This is a genomic window from Streptomyces sp. NBC_01216 (assembly GCF_035994945.1).
In the GTDB taxonomy this organism is placed as follows: Bacteria; Actinomycetota; Actinomycetes; order Streptomycetales; family Streptomycetaceae; genus Streptomyces.
On record NZ_CP108677.1, the window covers coordinates 3,371,726 to 3,389,692 of the forward strand.

At 67.0% G+C, this 17,967-nt stretch carries 13 protein-coding genes and 1 pseudogene; 3 read left to right on the forward strand and 11 right to left on the reverse strand.

Annotated features, from left to right (window positions below):
- Positions 1-21: 21 nt before the first annotated feature.
- From OG393_RS14770 to OG393_RS14815, 10 genes and pseudogenes are all read right to left on the reverse strand, one after another.
- Positions 22-1,842: a sensor histidine kinase gene (locus OG393_RS14770; protein ID WP_442817310.1), complete on the reverse strand. Its 1,821-nt coding sequence runs from the start codon at positions 1,840-1,842 to the stop codon at positions 22-24.
- Positions 1,782-2,441, reverse strand: a pseudogene (locus tag OG393_RS14775) (response regulator transcription factor); the annotation flags it as partial. The gene OG393_RS14770 and the pseudogene OG393_RS14775, both read right to left, overlap by 61 nt.
- Positions 2,442-2,619: 178 nt before the next feature.
- Entirely contained in the window at positions 2,620-3,504 is an 885-nt protein-coding gene (locus OG393_RS14780) for an amidohydrolase family protein (protein WP_327375118.1), read from the reverse strand.
- Positions 3,505-3,754: 250 nt separating this feature from the next.
- Entirely contained in the window at positions 3,755-4,612 is an 858-nt protein-coding gene (locus OG393_RS14785; RefSeq protein ID WP_327375119.1) for a DUF2797 domain-containing protein, read from the reverse strand.
- Between the two features lie 153 nt (positions 4,613-4,765).
- A complete protein-coding gene (locus OG393_RS14790) occupies positions 4,766-5,098 on the reverse strand; it encodes a DUF6083 domain-containing protein (protein ID WP_327375120.1) in 333 nt (110 codons plus the stop codon).
- 891 nt (positions 5,099-5,989) lie between these two features.
- A complete protein-coding gene (locus tag OG393_RS14795) occupies positions 5,990-8,872 on the reverse strand; it encodes an NACHT domain-containing protein (protein WP_327375121.1) in 2,883 nt (960 codons plus the stop codon).
- Between the two features lie 36 nt (positions 8,873-8,908).
- A complete protein-coding gene (locus tag OG393_RS14800; RefSeq protein ID WP_327378430.1) occupies positions 8,909-10,144 on the reverse strand; it encodes an IS701 family transposase in 1,236 nt (411 codons plus the stop codon).
- Between the two features lie 528 nt (positions 10,145-10,672).
- Positions 10,673-12,064, reverse strand: coding sequence for an IS1380 family transposase (locus OG393_RS14805; RefSeq protein WP_327372736.1), 1,392 nt, complete (start codon positions 12,062-12,064; stop codon positions 10,673-10,675).
- Positions 12,065-13,446: 1,382 nt separating this feature from the next.
- Complete coding sequence (locus OG393_RS14810) at positions 13,447-13,917, reverse strand: NUDIX domain-containing protein (protein WP_327375122.1); 471 nt, start codon at positions 13,915-13,917, stop codon at positions 13,447-13,449.
- Positions 13,918-13,919: 2 nt separating this feature from the next.
- Entirely contained in the window at positions 13,920-14,663 is a 744-nt protein-coding gene (locus tag OG393_RS14815; RefSeq protein WP_327375123.1) for an XRE family transcriptional regulator, read from the reverse strand.
- Between the two features lie 119 nt (positions 14,664-14,782).
- On the opposite strand from OG393_RS14815, the gene OG393_RS14820 reads away from it, so the two are divergent.
- The 3 genes from OG393_RS14820 (at position 14,783) to OG393_RS14830 (ending at position 16,613) form a co-directional block, all read left to right on the forward strand.
- Entirely contained in the window at positions 14,783-15,013 is a 231-nt protein-coding gene (locus OG393_RS14820) for a hypothetical protein (protein WP_327378431.1), read from the forward strand.
- 249 nt (positions 15,014-15,262) lie between these two features.
- On the forward strand, positions 15,263-15,706 hold the full coding sequence (locus tag OG393_RS14825; protein WP_327375124.1) for a glycine-rich domain-containing protein: 444 nt from the start codon (positions 15,263-15,265) through the stop codon (positions 15,704-15,706).
- Between the two features lie 70 nt (positions 15,707-15,776).
- Positions 15,777-16,613 (forward strand): protein kinase domain-containing protein, encoded by an 837-nt coding sequence (locus OG393_RS14830; RefSeq protein ID WP_327375125.1) that lies wholly within the window; start codon positions 15,777-15,779, stop codon positions 16,611-16,613.
- A gap of 831 nt (positions 16,614-17,444) precedes the next feature.
- Here OG393_RS14830 and OG393_RS14835 read toward each other — a convergent pair.
- Positions 17,445-17,936: a GntR family transcriptional regulator gene (locus OG393_RS14835; protein ID WP_327375126.1), complete on the reverse strand. Its 492-nt coding sequence runs from the start codon at positions 17,934-17,936 to the stop codon at positions 17,445-17,447.
- Positions 17,937-17,967 lie beyond the last annotated feature (31 nt).

Here is a 17,967-nt window from a genome sequence, read left to right on the forward strand (position 1 = left end):
AGACACTCGCCGCAGCCGCTGTCACGGCCGTGTGATGAGCCTGTGCCCCGCCTGTGAGTCGGCCGGCGCGGCGGATTCCGCGCCGGGGCCGCCCGGCCCGCGGACGGGCAGGGTCACCGCGAACACGGTCGCGCCCGGCCGGCTGCGGACGTCCACCTCACCGCCGTGCGCGAGGGCGACCGCCCGGACGATGGCCAGGCCCAGCCCCGTGCTCCCGCCGCCCGCCTGCCGGGCGCGGGACGCGTCACCGCGGGCGAAACGCTCGAAGACGTGGGGCAGCAGACCCTCGGGAATGCCGGGCCCGTCGTCCTCGACCTCCAGCACCGCACGGTCACCGTCCCCGCGGACCCGGGCCGTCACGGTGGTGCCGGGCGGCGTGTGAGTGCGGGCGTTGCCGAGGAGATTGACCAGCACCTGGTGCAGGCGGGCCTCGTCGGCCTCCACGGACACGGCGGCGTCCGGGAGTTCGAGCCGCCAGCGGTGACCGGGCCCGGCGGCGCGCGCGTCGGAGAGCGCGTCCACCAGCAGCGGCGCCAGATCGGTTCCCCGGTACGACAAGGGGCGCCCCGCATCCAGCCGGGCGAGCAGCAGCAGATCCTCCACCAGCCCCGTCATCCGGGTGGCCTCGGACTCGATCCGGCCCAGCGCGTGCCGGGTGTCGGGCCCGCACTCCTCCCCGCCGCGCCGCGTCAGCTCCGCGTAGCCGCGGATCGAGGCCAGCGGCGTGCGCAGTTCGTGGCTGGCGTCCGCGACGAACCGGCGGACCCGGGTCTCGCTCTGCTGGCGGGCGTCCAAGGCGGAGTGGACGTGGTCGAGCATCCGGTTGATAGCCGCGCCGACCTGACCGACCTCGGTACGCGGATCGGCCTCCGGCACCCGTTGGTCGAGCGCCACCTCGCCGCTGTGCAGGGGGATTTCGGCGACCTGGGTGGCGGTCGTGGCGACCCGGCGCAGCGGCCGTAGCGCGATCCCGACGAGGGCCCCGCCCGCGAGGGAGGCGGCGACGAGACCGGCACCGGTGACGCTCACCTCGACGAGGATCAGGGTCGAGAGGGAGTCCTGGACCTCCATGAGGGGTATTCCGGTCAGGAAGTCCCCGCGCCCGCCGGAGGCGTACTCCACCCGGTAGTCGCCGAGACCGCCCGGCAGTTCGACCGTGTGGGGCTCGCCGTCACGCGGAACCGCGGCGAGGGCGGCGCGCTGCGCCTCGTCCAGGGACGTGGCCTCGCCCAGCGGTCCGTCGATCGTCTCCTGGGTGCGGTTGAAGACCACGGCACCCCTCAGTTCACCGTCCACGACCTCCGCCCCGAGGGTTCCGAGCGGGGTGGCGGGACCGACGACGAAGCCGAGCGGGGTGCGCGGGTCCTTCGGGCCCTGCGGCCCGCCGAGTGCCGCGGGCGGACCGGCGGCCCGGTCCGAGACGCTCTGCAGCTGCCGGTCGGCCTGGTCGTACAGGTAGGAACGGAAGGCGAGTGTGGTGACCGTCCCGATGACGGCGGCGACGACCGCGATGAGCGCGACGGCCGACACCACGAGCCGGGTCCGCAGCGACCACGGCCGGCCGCGCGGCAGCCACCGCCGGGCCGCGCCGGACGGAACCCCGCGGGCGGGGACCGCGGCGGAGGGGAGCGGCGGGGAGGCGGTGGTCTCCGGAGCCGGGTGCCGTGGGGACGAGGAGCTCGGGGACGGGGAGGCCATCGGGGCTACTCCCCCGGCTTGATGAGGTACCCGGCGCCACGCCTGGTGTGGATCATGGGCGGGCGTCCCGCGTCGATCTTCCGGCGCAGGTAGGAGATGTACAGCTCGACGACGTTGGCCTGACCTCCGAAGTCGTAGGACCACACCCGGTCGAGGATCTGCGCCTTGCTGAGCACCCGGCGCGGATTGCGCATGAGATACCGCAGCAGTTCGAACTCGGTGGCCGTGAGGTGGATCGACGCGCCGCCGCGGGTGACCTCGTGGCTGTCCTCGTCCAGGGTCAGGTCGCCCACCGCGAGCAGCGACTCGCTGCGTGCCTGCGCGGCACCGGAACGCCGGATCAGACCGCGCAGCCGCGCCACGACCTCCTCCAGGCTGAACGGCTTGGTGACGTAGTCGTCGCCCCCCGCCGTGAGCCCCGCGATCCGGTCCTCCACGGCGTCCTTCGCGGTCAGGAACAGCACCGGCACCTCGGGCAGCTCCCGCCGCAGCCCGGCGAGCACGGCCAGGCCGTCCATGTCGGGCAGCATCATGTCGAGGATCACCGCGTCGGGGCGGAACTCCCGCGCCGTCCGCAGGGCGCCGGCGCCGTCGCCGGCACTGTGGACCTGCCAGCCCTCGTAGCGCAGGGCCATGGAAAGGAGTTCGGCGAGCGACGCCTCGTCGTCCACGACGAGGACGCGGACAGCGGAACCGTCGGGCCGGAGCATGTCGGTGCGGCGGTGCGGCGTGGTGGCGGTCATGGTGCCACGCTGTCCGGCGGCACTGAAAGCGCCCTTTCGCTTTCCTGTGAATTCCCTGAGAACGCCCCGGCGCCCCCGTATCTCCACCCGGCACCGAAGGGCCGGCACCGAACGGCCGGCGGTCGGCAGTCCGGCGGTCGGCAGGAATCGGCCGGTGGGTGGCGGCGGCGGGCGGCCCCTATCGGCCGGTGGCCGGCGAGAACAGCTCCGCCGCGTTCCCGTGGAGGACCGCCCGCAGCCAGTCGTCCCCGAGCCCGAGCCGCTCCAGACCGTGCAGCTGGTGCACGTAGGGGTAAGGGAGGTTCGGGAAGTCCGACCCCAGCAGAATCCGGTCGCCGAGCGCCCGCAGCCGCGGGAGCTCGGCGACCGGGAAGGGCGCGAGCCGTTCGCTGAAGTCCGTGAAGGCCATCGTGGTGTCGAGCCGGACACCCTCGTACCGCTCGGCGAGGTCGAGGAAGTCGGTGTACTCGGGCATCCCCATGTGCGCGACGATCAGCCGCAGCCGGGGATGGCGAGCCAGCAGCCGCGCCACGGGCCCCGGACCAGTGAACTTGCCCGGCGCGGGCCCGGAACCGCAATGGATGACGACCGGCACCCCCGCGTCGGCGATCGTCCCCCAGCAGGTGTCGAGCAGCGCGTCGTTGGGGTCGAAGGCCCCGACCTGGAGGTGCACCTTGAAGACCCGGGCCCCGTCGTCCAGCGCCCGGCCGACGTACGCGGTCGCCTCCGGCTCCGGATAGAGCGTGGCCGTGTGCAGGCAGTCGGGGGTGCGGGCGGCGAAGTCGGCGGCCCAGCCGTTCAGCCACCGCGCCATCCCGGCCTTGTGCGGATAGAGCATCGAGGTGAAGGCGAGGACCCCGAACTCCCGCAGCAGGGCGACCCGGCGTTCCTCCTCCTCGCGGTAGACGATGGGCCACTCGAGTCCGGTCAGCGGTCCGACGACGTCGAAGTAGGCCCAGACCTTGTCGAGGACGTTCTGCGGCATGAAGTGGGTGTGGACGTCGATCAGTCCGGGGAGGCCGAGGCGCTCCACGACGTCCCGGGGCTGCTCATCCCTCGTCATGACTGTCACCGTCCCGGCTGTCCCTGTCACGGCTGTCACGGCTGTCACGGCTGTCACCATCCCGACCGGAGGCCCCGGCCGCTCCCTCCAGGGCGTCGGGCCGGAAGGACGCGAAGACGGCGGTGCGGCGGGGCGGTTCCGGGACCGCCGGTGGTCTCGGGGGCATGTGGATCACCTTGGGCCGCGGCGGGCGGGCCTGTCCACGGGTCCGCCGAAAGGCTTCCAAGTCTTTACGGTCACCCCGTCGCCGTCAGAAGAGCCCGTCCTGGCGCTGCGCCGCGCACCCGAGCACCGGCACGGACACGGCCTCGCCGGGAGCGGCGGAGACGAGTCCCCAGCCGTTCATCAGCCGGGTGTCCAGGGCCAGCACGCGCCCTTCGCCGTCGAGAAGGTGCAGGTCGGGACCGGCGGCGGCGAGCAGGCGCCCGGTGACGGCGCCGCCGTCGGCCAGTTCGACGACGGTGCCGGACAGCGGCGGCAGCCCGTCGAGCCGGAACGCCTCGCCGTGGTCGAACACCCGGATCTCCGACGGCTCCAGGGTCTCGGCCCATCCGGCGAGACCGACGGCCCGACAGTGCAGGTCCTCGATCTCGCGGGCACGTACGGGCGGAGGCGGAAGCTCGTGCCGGACGGCGCGCTTGCGCGCGTAGGGGATGCGGTCGGGGACCTTCAGCGCGTGTCGCAGCAGTTCCTCGGTCCGTCGCGCGGCCATGAGCGGCCCACGGCCGAGCCAGCAGAAGGCGACGGCCCCCTGTTCCAGCAGCCGGGCGTCACCGCGCGCCTCCGCGGTGATCCCTACCTTGACCATCCCGGGCCCGAACCAGGCGAGATAGACGCGGTACGGCCGCGGGTCGTCCACGGCGGTGTCCGCGGCCACCGAACGCAGCCGGTCCAGCCGCCCGCACTCGGGACACGTGCCGCCCGTGGCACGCGCGGGCACGGTCGCGGCGAGCGGGCAGGGATTGCCGCGGGCGCCGGGGCAACGGCGCGACCCGACGGCCCGGAACCCGAGCGGTCGCCCGTACCCGAGCCGGGACACCCGCCCGCCCTCCCACCTCAGTCCGGGAGCACCGCCTTCCCACCGCAACCCGGCACACCGCCACACCACGCGCACGCTCCCGCCCGACGACTCCCGGCACCTCCCGGGACGCCCAGTCTGCGCCACCCGCGCGGGCCCCGGCCCACCGCATACTCCGGCCGACGGCCTGCCCCGACAGACCGCATCCGCCGATCTCCGCCCCCTGGCCCGAGCGCACGTCCCTCAGGGGCCGGCCGAGGCATCCTCGGCGGGGCACACCATCCGGTGGTCGGGAAACACCGGACCGCCGCGCAGTGCATCGGCCCCCCGGGGCCGGACGGCGACGAGTCCCCCCGCCGTCCACACCAGCCGCCAACGGAAGCGCGGGGGAACGTCGTCGACGGGCAGCTCAGTGGCCGACAGGCCGATCCAGCGGTCGTAGTCCGTCGGCACCACCCGAAGCGCGCCACCACACCTCCGGCAGGTGGCCGGCTCGATCCACCTCATGTCCTCGGCGTCCGGATCGGGCCACGGGGCCGCGGTGGCCCCCTCGTCCTCGGCCAGGGCGTTCGCCATCCGGTTCCAGCAGGCGTCGCAGAGCGGGGCCCCGGGCCGGACCCGCCACCGCGCCCGCGCACCATCGCCCGTACCGCAACCCCGGCAGACCGACCCCGGAACGTCCCCTGTCGCCCCCATACGCCCGAGTGTGAGCGCCGGTGCACGGTTCTGACAGACCGCGATTCGGCCGCATTGGCTCAGTCAGGCCGGTGCCGCCCCCCAGCGGTACGCCCCGAGCTCGCCGGCGACGGCCGGTACCGCGCGCACCCCCGGACCGGTGGGGGCAGCCATGAACTCGACGACGTCGACCCGGACGGGGGACAGCGGTCCGAGGAGAATCCCGCCGCGTGATCGGTTCGGCCGGGGACGTTGATAGCACCCGCTGATGTCAGAGGCCCCCTGGACGATGTCCAGGGGGCCTCTCATCTGTGTGCACTCGGCAGGATTCGAACCTGCAACCTTCTGATCCGTAGGATCGGGCAGCTTGCCGTGAGGGCTGCCAACGGCCTCCTAATCCGATCGCCCAAGCCAGCGATCATGTGCGTCCGTGTGACGTCGTTGCCGTCAGCACTGCCGTCAACTCCAACCGGTCGCGCCGTCGCCATGACGGTCTGCCATCCGACCCTTCACAGCTCTATCAACACCGACTCTGGCAACCGCATGTCCAGCAGTCAGCCCCGGCAAATCACCCGCAGATCAGCTGAGCTACAACTTTCTTTACTGGTTCAAGGCGGCTCGCTTCGCTCCCCGCGCGGCCCGACCCCGCCGGGCCGGCGCTCCTGCCTCCGTCCAGCTCCAGCCCGGCCGGCACCCATTCCCACGCGCATAGCATGCAGGCGCCTACAGCAGTCTGAGTGGATACCTCGACTGGAACGGTCGGTGTTGCAGCGAATTACCGGCCGTAAAATTCTAACCTTCATACGAATCTGGAGTTGATAGCGAAAACTCGCCCTTACACCATCTGCAAACGAAATCAAAGAACTCGGGAGTAAACATCGCACGATACTTATCCAATCCGGAGTCGTATACGCCCCTCCGGTGAGCCTTTGCAACGCGTGCGAATAGCTCATGGGCGCCGAAGTCCGCGAGAATCTCACCGTCCCGGTCTTCCTCAGAACTATTTCTTTCGTCCGCTTCGAGCTCCATCCCAAGCATCCAACCCAAGAGCTGACATGCGGTGTTGTTCGGATCAAGAGGAAGGCGCGAAGAGTAGGTGATAAAACTCTGCCTGCCCTCCATCCATGGCGTTTGCTCAGGGAGCAGTGCACTGACTACTTCGCCTGCAATGCGGCCACTTTCCTCATGATTCCACCGCAATCCGGGATAGCCAAGCTCATGCAGGACATTTTCAGGTCCTCCCGTACCATGCGGAGCCAATTTCTGTTCGGTCATGACGGATGCCCCATGCCAGCTCACCGCTTGCGCGGCCTCCACCAAACCAAATAGCACTGCGACCGCTGCGGCTCGAATATCTCGCCGTGCTAGGTCGACGAGTGGGATCTGACTAGCATTCTTCCTATCTTGATCAGCCCAGAATCTCCGGACTTCCAAACTCGCGTGGCGAGGCACAAAGTCTGCCATTGAAATCGCAAGCCTCAGCTCATCGAATCCATGATCACCGGATGCCAGCGACTTCATCAGCTCGTCATTGACCACAGTCCGCGTTTCGGGAGCGCACAAGCAAACCCCAGCCCATGCAGCATTAAGTACTTTTAGGTCGCGTCTATGAGAGGCCGGTACTGCACCCTGGTCTTCGGATAGGCCTTGATAGCTCTGTATGGTCAGGCGCAACAGGGCAGAAACAACCTCACGCACCACAGAGGGGCGGAGCGTGATGAACTCTAGAAGTCGTGCACAGAAGGAGATCAACGCGGACTTCTTCCTCCTCTCAGAAGTGCACTCCGACTCGCTGAGCGCCATGCTGACGAAGTCATTGGCCGCGTCGCCCAATCGCTCGTCCAAGAACTGCACGGCCAACTGGGAAGTAACGTCCCATGACTCGTTCACCAGATGGGCGTGTAGCTCCTGATACAGGGAATCAACATTTCCACTATTACGAACCAACTGCCTGGCAGAGAAGTATTCCAGAAAAGTTCGGTGAGTGAACGAATAGATGCGCTCTCCGTTTGGGTTCGTACCGACATCTGTCAGCACCCAGGCCCGCCCTCTGCAATACTTCACAAAAGCCTCTGCTGCAGCGTCAGAGGTGTCACGGTCCTCATACTGCTGGCCCAGTAGATAATCAGAGGTGTAGCGGACAAGTTCCCTCTCCGTCATTCCACCACCCTCGCCCTGATTGCGGAGCATACTCAACGCCAAACTAAACATTGCGAACTGGATACCGCGTTCAAATGGCTTCGGGATTGTTATCCCGCGAGAGGCGTCCCAACGCTCGAACAAGAATTCCGAGCATCTGCGGTACAGATCTGGGCGATTTCGAGGAATATACCCCTCTCCCCGGTACAGAGCACACATGAGGCCCAACATCAGGGGGTTCGAAGTCAGATCCCTTGCATGCGAGGATTCAGAAAGAAATCTGTCAGCCATCCCCTCTTCCTGCGCCGACCCCCTGACGTTCAGAAACCACTTCTTCACATATTGCTTCTGCTGCGCGCCATTGAAAGGAGAAAGATGCGTTACGAAGAAAAGGCTCTCATCAAGCGGGGCCATTTCGTAACCTACTTTGCGAGAGGTTACCAGGATCGGGGCCGTGGGGTACGCGTGAGTGAAAGCCTCTACGGCATCAACGATTGCTGCACGCAGGCTAGTGTCAGTCAGTTCGTCCAAGCCGTCAAAAATTACCACGGCCCTACCATTTAGCAAGAGGTAATCTATTGCCCCCTCTGGGGCTGGGGTAGAGTAATCGGCCTTACACTGCTTTTCGAGGAAGTCAATGATTGACTCCTGGTTGGACTTGTAATGGCTCGCATATTCTCGAAGAACGATTCGCAGCGGCGTTTGTAGCGCCGCCCCCGTTCCCAAACCTCTCGCGACATCGATGGTTAGTTTCAGCGCGAGAGTGGTCTTCCCGCCCCCAGGGTCCCCTAGAACAACAAGTCTGCCAGTCTCCCGGAGCAGAGTTCGAGCATCAGAGAATCCTTCATCCCCTGGATCCTCATCGCCGACTGCCAAGGTTGGCGGCACGTACAGATCCTCGAACTTTACCCGAGCACCCGATTCTGTTTGGGCAGGCCTGATTCGACCATGAATTCTGGCGCACTGCTGGGAAAGCCGAGTCGAGAATCTGTCAATATCGACTAGGCTAGCGATTCTCCGATGCAGTTCCGCATTCCTTGCTGCCGAAGCGATGTGAGATGCAACGATTTCTGGAGTAAGGCTACGCTTCGAAATTCCGCTATCTTTTTGGTGGCGATTCACCTCACTCCATGAGATAGCAGCCACTTCAGAAAAGAGGGTCTCTGCGATCAAGCGAGTCTTTCCATCCTCCACTCCACTATATCTACGGAGCGAGGTCTCCATGGTGTTCTTCAGAACCTCCAAATGCGCTTCTGGATTGCCTGGCATGCAAGCAGCAACAGCCACCTCGAAGCACAGGTTCTCGAACTCGGCAGACTTCATAAACCCGAGAATTTTTTCCCGGTCTACAGCCGAAAGCCCTACTAGCGCTTTGCTAATATCGTCTGCACCGTGAAGTTCTACAGTAGCCGCTCGCTTTCTGATTGCCCGTCGCTCAAGACGCGATCGAGCACCTCCGAGTAGGAGCGGGCCTACAGCGCGCCCAGCAGCGGAACCTGCAGTGGATACGAGGCCAGTCGTGATCGGATCAGGCATTGCTCCCCCTAGTACTCCAGTTGTAGATCGCGATCTTCATGTCTGGGCGGCTTGTCGCTGATAGTGGCTGGCCTGGGATCGGGCCTGGTGGCGGCGTCGCCAGTGGGACCAGTCGAGCCGGTGAGCCGCGTCGTGGACGGGCCGGACGACGAGCGCGGTGAACAGGTGCTGGATCTCGTTGCAGGTGAGCGGTATCAGCCCGTCCGGCTTCGAGTGGCGGGCATGTTCGTCGGCGCGGACGACGGTGAGGAAGGCGTGGGCGAGCATCGCGAGGGTGACCCAGCGGTGCCAGGACGTCCAGCGTCTGACCTGGTGCTCGTCCAGTCCGGCCAGGCCCTTGCCGGACTGGAAGGTCTCCTCGACCGTCCATCTGCGCCCGGCGACCCGCACCAGAGTGGACAGCGGAACCCGGATTGCCGAGTAGCAGCGGTAGAAGGCAAGTTCACGGGTGCGCCGGTTGCGGCGGACGAGCAGCTGACGGTGGCCCGGCCGGTCGTCGGCGATGTCGGCCAGGGCCCAGTCGTAGAAGCGGTGCCCCTTGGCGCCGGCACCAGCGGAGAGTTTCTGCCAGGCCCGCTTCGGCAGCATCTTGACCAGGGCGTCGGCGCGGAGCTTGCCCGCTCGGGTGGCGATCTGGTGGTCACAGGCTACGGCGAGCACGTAGCCGGTCTCGCGTCTCTCCAGCTCGGTCCGCAGATGCGGGTTGCCTCCGTAGACCTCATCGCCCGCCACCCAGGATGCGGCAACGCCGGCATCCAGGGCGCGGCCGATCATGCGGGCGGCGAGGGCGGGTTTCGTGGTAAAGCCGACGGCGTCGGGTATCCCGGCGGCCCGGCAGCGGGCCGGGTCCTCGGTCCAGGAGCGCGGAACATACAGCTCCCGGTCGATCGCCGCGTGCCCGAGCGGGGTTGAGTAGGCGAGGTAGACGGCGACCTGGCTGTTCTCGATGCGGCCTGCGGTGCCGGTGTACTGGCGCTGCACGCCCACCGTGCCGGTGCCCTTCTTCAGGTCGCCGGTCTCGTCCACGACCAGCACCGCGTCCTCGTGGTGCAGGTACTCAACGACGAAGCCGCGGATGTCATCGCGTACCGCGTCGGCGTCCCACCTGGCCCTCGACAGCAGGTGCTGCAGACCGTACGGGGCCGCGTCCCCAGCATGCTCGGCGAGCGTCCAGCAGTTCTTGCGCGGCAGGCCCGACAACAACCCGAGCACGAACGCCCGTGCCCGGCGCCGGGGTTCCACCCGGACGAACCGTCCCGCAATACGGCCCATCAGGGCCTCGAACGCCTCCTGCCAACGGGCAGGATCTATACTGTGACCCGCGGCCACCGTCTGATCTTCTGTCTTCACACACCGATGATCACCGGTAATTGTCGAAAACGATCAAATTCGTGGGCCAGGTGGCCACGCGCGCGGCGACAAGCTCTGCCTTGTACATCGCAACAGGCCCAGACTCGTTCACGACCATGAGCCCCGCCGGAAGGTACTTACCTCCGCTAACGACGATCACGGGCTTGCTGTCGCGGTACTCGATCGACAGTGTGCCCACGTCTTCGGGCTTGACCTCGTCAGCCGAGATCGGCGCCGGAACCGCTGTTTCAGGTGTGAGCTGAACCGGGGCCGGTCCTTTTGCGTCGGGCGTGGTCTCAGCCCGGATCCACCGGCTCGTTTCGTGAGTGATCGTTTTCGGTGATCGAGGCGATGCGTCTGGCGGCGGGCATGGGGTGGCCGCTGGTCTGCCCAGCTTTTCCACATGTCCACAGCTCTCGGGCCCTGGCGGGCGGGTCAGATACGGGCAGGTCAGGTCGGTTGGGGCGGGGTGTGCAAGGTGTTGAAGAGGGCTTCGAAGGCGTCGTGCCAGGGCCAGCGTTCGGGCAGGTGCAGGGTGAGCCGGCGGGCCGAACGGGCCAGACGGGCGGGCACGTTGACCAGGTGATCACGGATGGTCGCGCACGTCGCGCGGGCGTGAAAGGTGCCGGCGAGCGTTCCGCAGGCGCGGGTCAGGTTGAAGGCGAGGGCGGCCAGCGCGAGCCAGGCGGCGTTCGCCTGGAAGCTGCCCGAGGGGGCGTGTGCGAACGGGCCGTTCTTCAGCTCGGAGATCACCTGTTCCACGATCGCGTGGCGCCGGTGGTCACGCTCGGCGTCGATGAGCGGCAGCGTGCTGTCGGTGAACGCGGCGTGGTAGCGCCAGGCGGTGAACAGCTCGCCCTGGCCCCCGGGCACGGTCGCGGGGTTCAGGCGCTTGACGCGTCGCACGATGAGACGGGCGGTGACCTGCTGCTTCTTCGGTTTCGAGGTGAAGGCGGTGTACTCGATCTCGGCGATCTCGGCGTCCGATATCCAGCGTTCCTCCTCGCTGTCCCACACCGCCTTGGGGTACTTGATCGGCGTCCAGGCCGTCTCGTCGATAGCGGCGATGGCCTGCTTGACGGAGGCGTTCATCCGCACCGTGACGGAGAAGCGGGCGCCGAGCGCGCGGCAGGCGGCGATCACCTCGGCGGCGTAGTAGGCCGCATCCGCCCGCACGGTCAGCATCCCGGTCGCACCGGACGCGCGGGCGGTGCGGACCGCCTCGGCGGCGAACGAACCGGCTCCGCGCACCGAGTTCACGCTGCCCTTGCGCAGCCTGGTTGCGGCGATCACCGGGGCGGCCAGCGGCGTGGACAGCGTCGCGATCAGCGCGTTCAGGCCCTTGACCTTGTTGTATCCGTAACCGGTGCCCTGTTTGGCATAGCCGTGGACCGGCTTGATGGTGTCGTCCAGATCGAGGTAGGCGACCGTGTCGGCGCCGGGCAGCAGCGGGGTGTGCGCGGCCAGGCGAGGCAGGAACCGGCGGGCGACGGCGTGCAGTTGCTTCACGTGCCCGTGGGTGAAGGACCGCAGGAAGCTGCCGAGGGTCGACGGGGCGCGGACCCCGGTGAACAGGCGCCGCATCGCGCCGTGCCGCAGCCGGTCCATGTCGTCGATACTGTCCGCGCCCGCGGCCATGCCCGCGATGAGCGCCATCGACTTGGCGGCCGGGAAGGAACCGGTGCCGTTCTTCGAGGCCGGCAGCCGCATCATCTCGCCGACCAGGCCGGGCAGGCCGCACCGCTCGGCCAGGCGCACCAGCGGCGCGAGCCCGCCGTACGCGATCAGATTCGGATCATCGAACCGTGCGGAGACCTTCGCCGCGGCATGGGAAGATTGCATCTCAGAAGTGCCCTGTTGGTCGTGCGTGCTGGAAGCGTGAGAACTCCCATCATCGCAGGTCACAGGGCACTTCCTCGTTCCCGGCAACGTCACCGCCGCACATCAACCGGTGGATCCGGGCTCAGTCATGGCCTCTCCTTGCTTGCCGGCGCAATACCGACCCGGCCAGAGCGTCGCATCACGGAGCGGCACCAGTCCATCACTCTCGAGAAGAGGGCCGGAAGTCAGCTTGGTGGCGCGAATTGACCCCTGTACTCGGAGGTGTACCCCCATGCCCTGTCAAAGTAGGTCAGGCCAGGCATGGTGGATGACTCATGGAGTCGAAGGCGGGTAGGGAGAAGCGCCCACAGTGGCCGGCCCCACCGACCTGATCCCGCAGTCCTGCAACGAAATCCAGCGGTATTCATGACCATCATCGTCCAGTCCGTCCATGACGCGGCCCACCGTTTCGTCTGGTCCCGCTGGCGATGCCGCCACCAGGCCAGATCTCAGGCCAGCCACTATCAATGCTAAGTCGACCGGACATGAAGATCGCGATCTACAACTGGAGTACTAGCTGTGCAATCGATGAGTCCAAGGTTAGGGCAACAACACGCTTCGTATGCCGATTTCTCACTGATCGAGTGCCGTACCGGTCCGAACTCAACGGTCTCACTCCTACTGTGTGGTCGCAGCCCCAGGGCTTCTCAGCTGAGGGCTCCGCCGACGTCACGGGCTGGCCATACCACTTGCTCTGGTCGACGACACACTTTGCGTGGCTGAGGTCGTTTAGGGGGCGAATCGCACGCTGGCCTCATTGGTCGGCCCACCCGCCCTCGTGGCTGGCGTCGTCAGCCCAGACGGAGAGCATCAAGGGTTCCAGTCGTCGGCCGAGAGCAGCGGAGCTGGACCATCCCTAAGCCGTCCGACGCCGCTCGAGTGGCTACTGACGACCAACGACGATCATCAAACGCAGATGGGGAACTGTGGGGAAGCACGGCGAAAGCAGCCGAGGCCGACACGGCAGCTGCCAAGCTGTTCGCCCAGGTCAGCGCCCAAGCAAAGCCAACATGCTCGCAGATTCCCAGGCTGAGGACTCTGGCCACCACAACCTATGGTTATGTTGCCGCGATGCCGACCGGGTCCGTACCGACTTGCCCCGAGTACGACGGCCGGTACAGCAGTCAGGTACGGCAACCCTGGTAGCCGCTCCCGCACGGTAGCGACCCTCCGGGCTCGCCCAACGACCGGTATGCCCCCGCTAACCGTATCCCGCTAGAGCTACGGTTCAGAAGCCCCGTATTCCCCCCTCGTCTTCAATCGAGCGGGGAACGCAGGCGCTCCAAGGCCGCGCTCAACGCGAAGTCCCCCTAGCCGATCTACGTGATCCTGGCACGCCGAAATTAACCGAGATAGGGCCGCTCACGTTGCTCCAGAAAGTGCCGGATTCGTAGCCGCTGCGTATGGTGCATGGAAAGTTGATCAATCTCCTCGGGCTGAACGAAAGTCAGCTCCGTGGACTCGTCCGAGATAGCAAGCCGCCCGCCGACCACGCGGGCGACAAAACAGACGTTGAACTGTCGACGCACCTCGCCGTCCGAGTAGGCGATGACGTGGCGAGGGTCGGTGTACGTCCCCACGAGCCCGGTGATCTCCACGTCCAGCCCCGTTTCCTCCTTCACCTCGCGGACGGCCGTACCCGGCAGCGAGTCGGTCATCTCCATGCCGCCGCCGGGCAGCGCCCAGAGATCGTTGTCCCGCCGGCGCTGCAGGAGGATGCGTCCCTCGTCGTCCGTGACCACCGCGGACGCGGCGACGACCAGACTGTTGGGCTTCGGGGCGTCTGGGTCGTCGTAGTACTCGGTGCGTGCCATGATCACTTCTCTCGTACTGGCGTCGCGGTTGCCCACACCGCGTCGAAGCTGTCGGCGTAGGTGTCGAACATGCCGTCTTCCCCGTTTCGGCGCAGGTGCCACACGGGGGCCTTGTAGGCGTTCACGCCCCAGACGTGGGCGTTGACCAGTGCCTGATCATCGGCCCGGTAGATCGAGTTGTAGAGCGTCGTGGCGTGAGTCCGGACCTCGATGCTCGGTACCCCGATGAGGGGGCGGTAGTGCATCAGCGCGAGACGGCACCGGGACTGAATGCCGTGCCCGAACTTCTCCTCGTCGCCGCGCTGTTGGACGTTGGGGCTGTCTGCGTCACCGACTGCGATGCGGACTGCACAGCCCTCGGCCGCCCGCTCCTTCAAGAGCTCGTTGAGCCGCGGGTACGCCTCGTGCAGGAACACGGCGGCATACACCAGCACGTCGATCTGCTCGCGTGCCTGGGTCAGCATGTCCACGAAGGTGGAGACGGGGATGTCCGCCCGCTGGTCGTAGAGGGCCACAAGTTCCGGACTGACTGCGCGGGCGGGGCGTGCCTGCCTGAGCGATGGCCATAGAGCGTGCACGTCTTCTCCTAGCGTCTCTGCTGCCACCATGGCCGTGGCACGACGTGGCGTACGCCCCAGATTGACCCATCTTTCAACGGACTTGGGATCGACTTCGACCTTGTCCGCGAGGGCGTTGTACGTCCAGCCGCCGGCCGCCATGGCCGCACGTAACCTCTCGTTTGCCATTTCAATCTCTCCTAACAACCGGGGACGGCACTAGGGACGTTCTACCGGACGCGGGACGTCCCGAAGTGGTGTTTGTCGGTGGTTCCGTCGTCCTGCCGGTCGGCAGGAAGCTCGTCGGCATGGCGAGCAACCAGCAGACCAGACCAGCCATCGGTGAGCTGGCGAAAGACAGCGGCACCGGACGTATCGGCGTCGTCATGGGTGAGATCGGTGGCCGCGTACAGATGCGGCCGGTCCGTGGCGGCAAGGAGTGGGATGCCCTGCCGAACGACGTGGTGGCACCCAGTGCGCGGGAGGAACTGAGCGCACGTCTGGCCGTGCGGAACGGCAACAGCCGGGTCCCGCTGTGATGCGCGCCGTCGGCCGGTATGCCGGGGTCCTGTTCATCATCTGCATCAGCGGTTCGTGCGGTCTGGTGATCGGCATGGCCCTCGGGACCGGCCAGTAGACCGGCCGCCCCGGACGGGTGCCGACCGCCCGGCTCCCCGTCCCCGTCCGGGGCCGGCCACCAAGCCCGCATCCCGATCGTCTCTGAGCCGAGCTCGGCGATCAGGACGGGTCGTACGTGCCACGCACCACCTCACATCAGGAGACTGCACATGACGGCAACAGCGAACGATCAGAAGACCGGTCGCGCGGTGGCTGGTGAAGAGCTGTTCGAGAGCCTGGCCCGCTTCGTGGTCATCCACAACGGGCAGTCCCCCGAGCATGCCGAGCGGATCGCGGACCAGGCGGTGGCGTTCCTGGTCACGGCGGCCACCGCCACCGTCCCCATGGTCCCGTCCGACGACGTCGACCTCGGCCTACACGCGCTCATCCTGCACACGAAGGAATACGCCGTGCTGTGCGAGCAGTACGCCGGCCGCTTCCTGCACCACAACCCGATGCCCGGTGGCGGAACCCGCGACCGGGCGAAGGTCGCCGCCTCAGCTCGCGCCATGAAGGCGGCCGGGTTCGTGGTCTTCGACGGCCTGTGGACCGTGGACGGCACGAACCTCGCACAGTGCGACTCCGACTGCGGCCGTCCGTACGGTCAGGCGTAGCACACGACAACAGCGACGCGGCCGGCCTCGTCTCGTGGTCGGCCGCGCTCGCCGGAAGGAGAAAGAGACCTTGTCCGGCTCGACCCCTGAACTCCCGATCGTGGTGCTCGACGCGCTCATGCCCACGACGCAGCGCCTGGTTCTCAACCGCCGGGGCTCCACCGTCTGGGAGATGGACGGCCCTCGGGGCCACTACGCCGTGAAGCTCGGCCATCCGATCGAGGCCACGGCCGAGTGGCCCGCCCAGCCCTGGACCGCTCTCGCCCCCGCACGCGAGGGCGCCGTCCTGCATCGCCTCGGGCTCCACGGGATCGCCTACGGCGAATGGGAGCACGGCACTTGGAACTTCCAGCCGTGGCACGAAGGGCCAGACCTCTACACGCTGTGGGAGCCCTGCCGTAAGCAGGGCTCGTCCATCAAACCCCACATCAGTGTGGCGCGGGGATGTGCCGAAGCACTGGCTGATCTCCACGTGCGGGGCTGGGCTCACGGTGATGTACAGCCTGCCCACTTCATCATCGGGCCGGAACGCACGCATCTCATCGACCTCGCCCTGGCCCGGGGCGGGCAGGTACCCGAGGGATACGACTTCCCGTTCCGCGGCTGCCTCGTCCACTACGAGGCACCGGAGATCGCGCGCAGCGTGCTCGACACCGGAGAAGCCGAGCCGACCCAGGAAGCCGACATCTACGCGCTCGGGGCCTCTCTCCTCATCTCCGCAACCGGCTGGCGGGCGGTCGAATACCCGGACGACGCACCTCGTCCCGTGCAGCGAGAAGCAGTGGCCAGCGGCCGGCGTCGGCCCGTGAAGGTGCCCGGTGAGCTGGGCGAACTGGTCGACGCGATGCTCAGCCATGCCCCGCAGGATCGGCCCACCATCTACGAGGTGGTCAAAGCCCTGATCTGAACCCGACGCCCCGACTCGTCTCGCGTCACCCGTGCGCGGACGCCAACAGCAAAAGACCGGACCACCCCTCAGCCTGGACAGCATTCCGGGTGGTCCGGTCGTGGAAGCCCTGATCAGGACCCCGGTGCCGATGGTACCGGGGCGGTCGGCGTGCGCGGATTCGGGTGCGGCTACAACCCCTGCTGACTGTTGCCGAGTTAGAGAGTAGGCCTGTTGAAGTTCGGTCATTGGAAGCACAGTTCGGACCTGAGCCACCGAAAGTCAGCCACGACGGCGGGAGCGCCGAACGAGCACCCGTCACGTGTGTCTCCAGCAACCCCGTTCCGGCCTCAGCCACGCTTCCCGGTTGTGAAACGTCGGCCATCCGGACGGCGCGGTCACGCTTGGTCCGGCTCGGCCTGGTCCTGGTCTTGGTCCTGGTGCTCGGGCCGGGCGAGTTGCTTCCTGGCCTGGCTGTCTGCCTTGGCGGTGCTGCGCGCTGAGTGGCCGGGGGCCGGCGCAGCGGTGGCGGAGACAGGGAGCGGCGGCGGCCCGTGGCCGCCCGCGCGCGCGGCCCGCCGCAGGCGGGCCGCCTTGATCCAGTAAAGAAACTCTGACCAGCGTGCAGCCCGGGGAATTTCTATCGAACAGAAGTTCGATAGAGCGTGGCACGGCACAGCGGCAAGCAGGGAGCGATGACCGAGCACATACCGGACAACGAAATGGGGTCGACCAGCATTCACGTCGGGGACACGGATCAGGTAGTCGCGCTGATCGAGGAGATGCGGGCCATGGTCGGCCGCCTCAGCAGGGAGACCAGGGAGTTGCGAGAGGAAGTGGCCCAGCTCAGGACTACGGCTTCGGCTGCTGAGCTGCCTTCAACTCCTCGACCTCACGGCGCAGTTCCTGATGATCGGCGCTGAGGGCACGGATCTCGTCACGTAGTGCGGTGAGTACTTCAGCAAGGGTGGTCCCGACGTCTTCGGCCGCTTCGGTGTCGTCGGGCCCGCCCGCCCCCTGCCCTGCCGGGCCGACCTTCTCGCCCTTGTTCGCCAAGTACCAAGCTGGAGCGGTGTAGTTCGCCGAGAGCTCCCCGTCAGGGTTGTGGTCCGCGACGAAGCTGCCCCGACCATGGATCGTGTAGATCAAGCCCTCATCGCGCAGCACGTTGAGCGCGGATCTCATGGTCATGTTGGCCACGCCGAAGCGTTCCTGTAGCTCGCGAATGGCCGGCATCTGCTCGCCCGGCTTGATCCGCCCCTGCAAGATGTCGCGCCGAAGCTCGTCGGCAGCGTGCTGATACGGCGGCCGACGATCCTGCTTGCTCTCTGGCGCGGGGCTCATGGCCCAAGAGTAGCGATTCCTAGCACCCCTA

Coding starts and splice junctions, on each gene's coding strand:
- OG393_RS14780 (WP_327375118.1), bottom strand. CDS start 3,504: ATGACGAGGGATGAGCAGCCCCGGGACGTCGTGGAGCGCCTCGGCCTC.
- OG393_RS14790 (WP_327375120.1), bottom strand. CDS start 5,098: ATGGCGAACGCCCTGGCCGAGGACGAGGGGGCCACCGCGGCCCCGTGG.
- OG393_RS14795 (WP_327375121.1), bottom strand. CDS start 8,872: ATGCCTGATCCGATCACGACTGGCCTCGTATCCACTGCAGGTTCCGCT.
- OG393_RS14800 (WP_327378430.1), bottom strand. CDS start 10,144: ATGGGCCGTATTGCGGGACGGTTCGTCCGGGTGGAACCCCGGCGCCGG.
- OG393_RS14805 (WP_327372736.1), bottom strand. CDS start 12,064: ATGCAATCTTCCCATGCCGCGGCGAAGGTCTCCGCACGGTTCGATGAT.
- OG393_RS14810 (WP_327375122.1), bottom strand. CDS start 13,917: ATGGCACGCACCGAGTACTACGACGACCCAGACGCCCCGAAGCCCAAC.
- OG393_RS14815 (WP_327375123.1), bottom strand. CDS start 14,663: ATGGCAAACGAGAGGTTACGTGCGGCCATGGCGGCCGGCGGCTGGACG.
- OG393_RS14820 (WP_327378431.1), top strand. CDS start 14,783: ATGGCGAGCAACCAGCAGACCAGACCAGCCATCGGTGAGCTGGCGAAA.
- OG393_RS14825 (WP_327375124.1), top strand. CDS start 15,263: ATGACGGCAACAGCGAACGATCAGAAGACCGGTCGCGCGGTGGCTGGT.
- OG393_RS14835 (WP_327375126.1), bottom strand. CDS start 17,936: ATGAGCCCCGCGCCAGAGAGCAAGCAGGATCGTCGGCCGCCGTATCAG.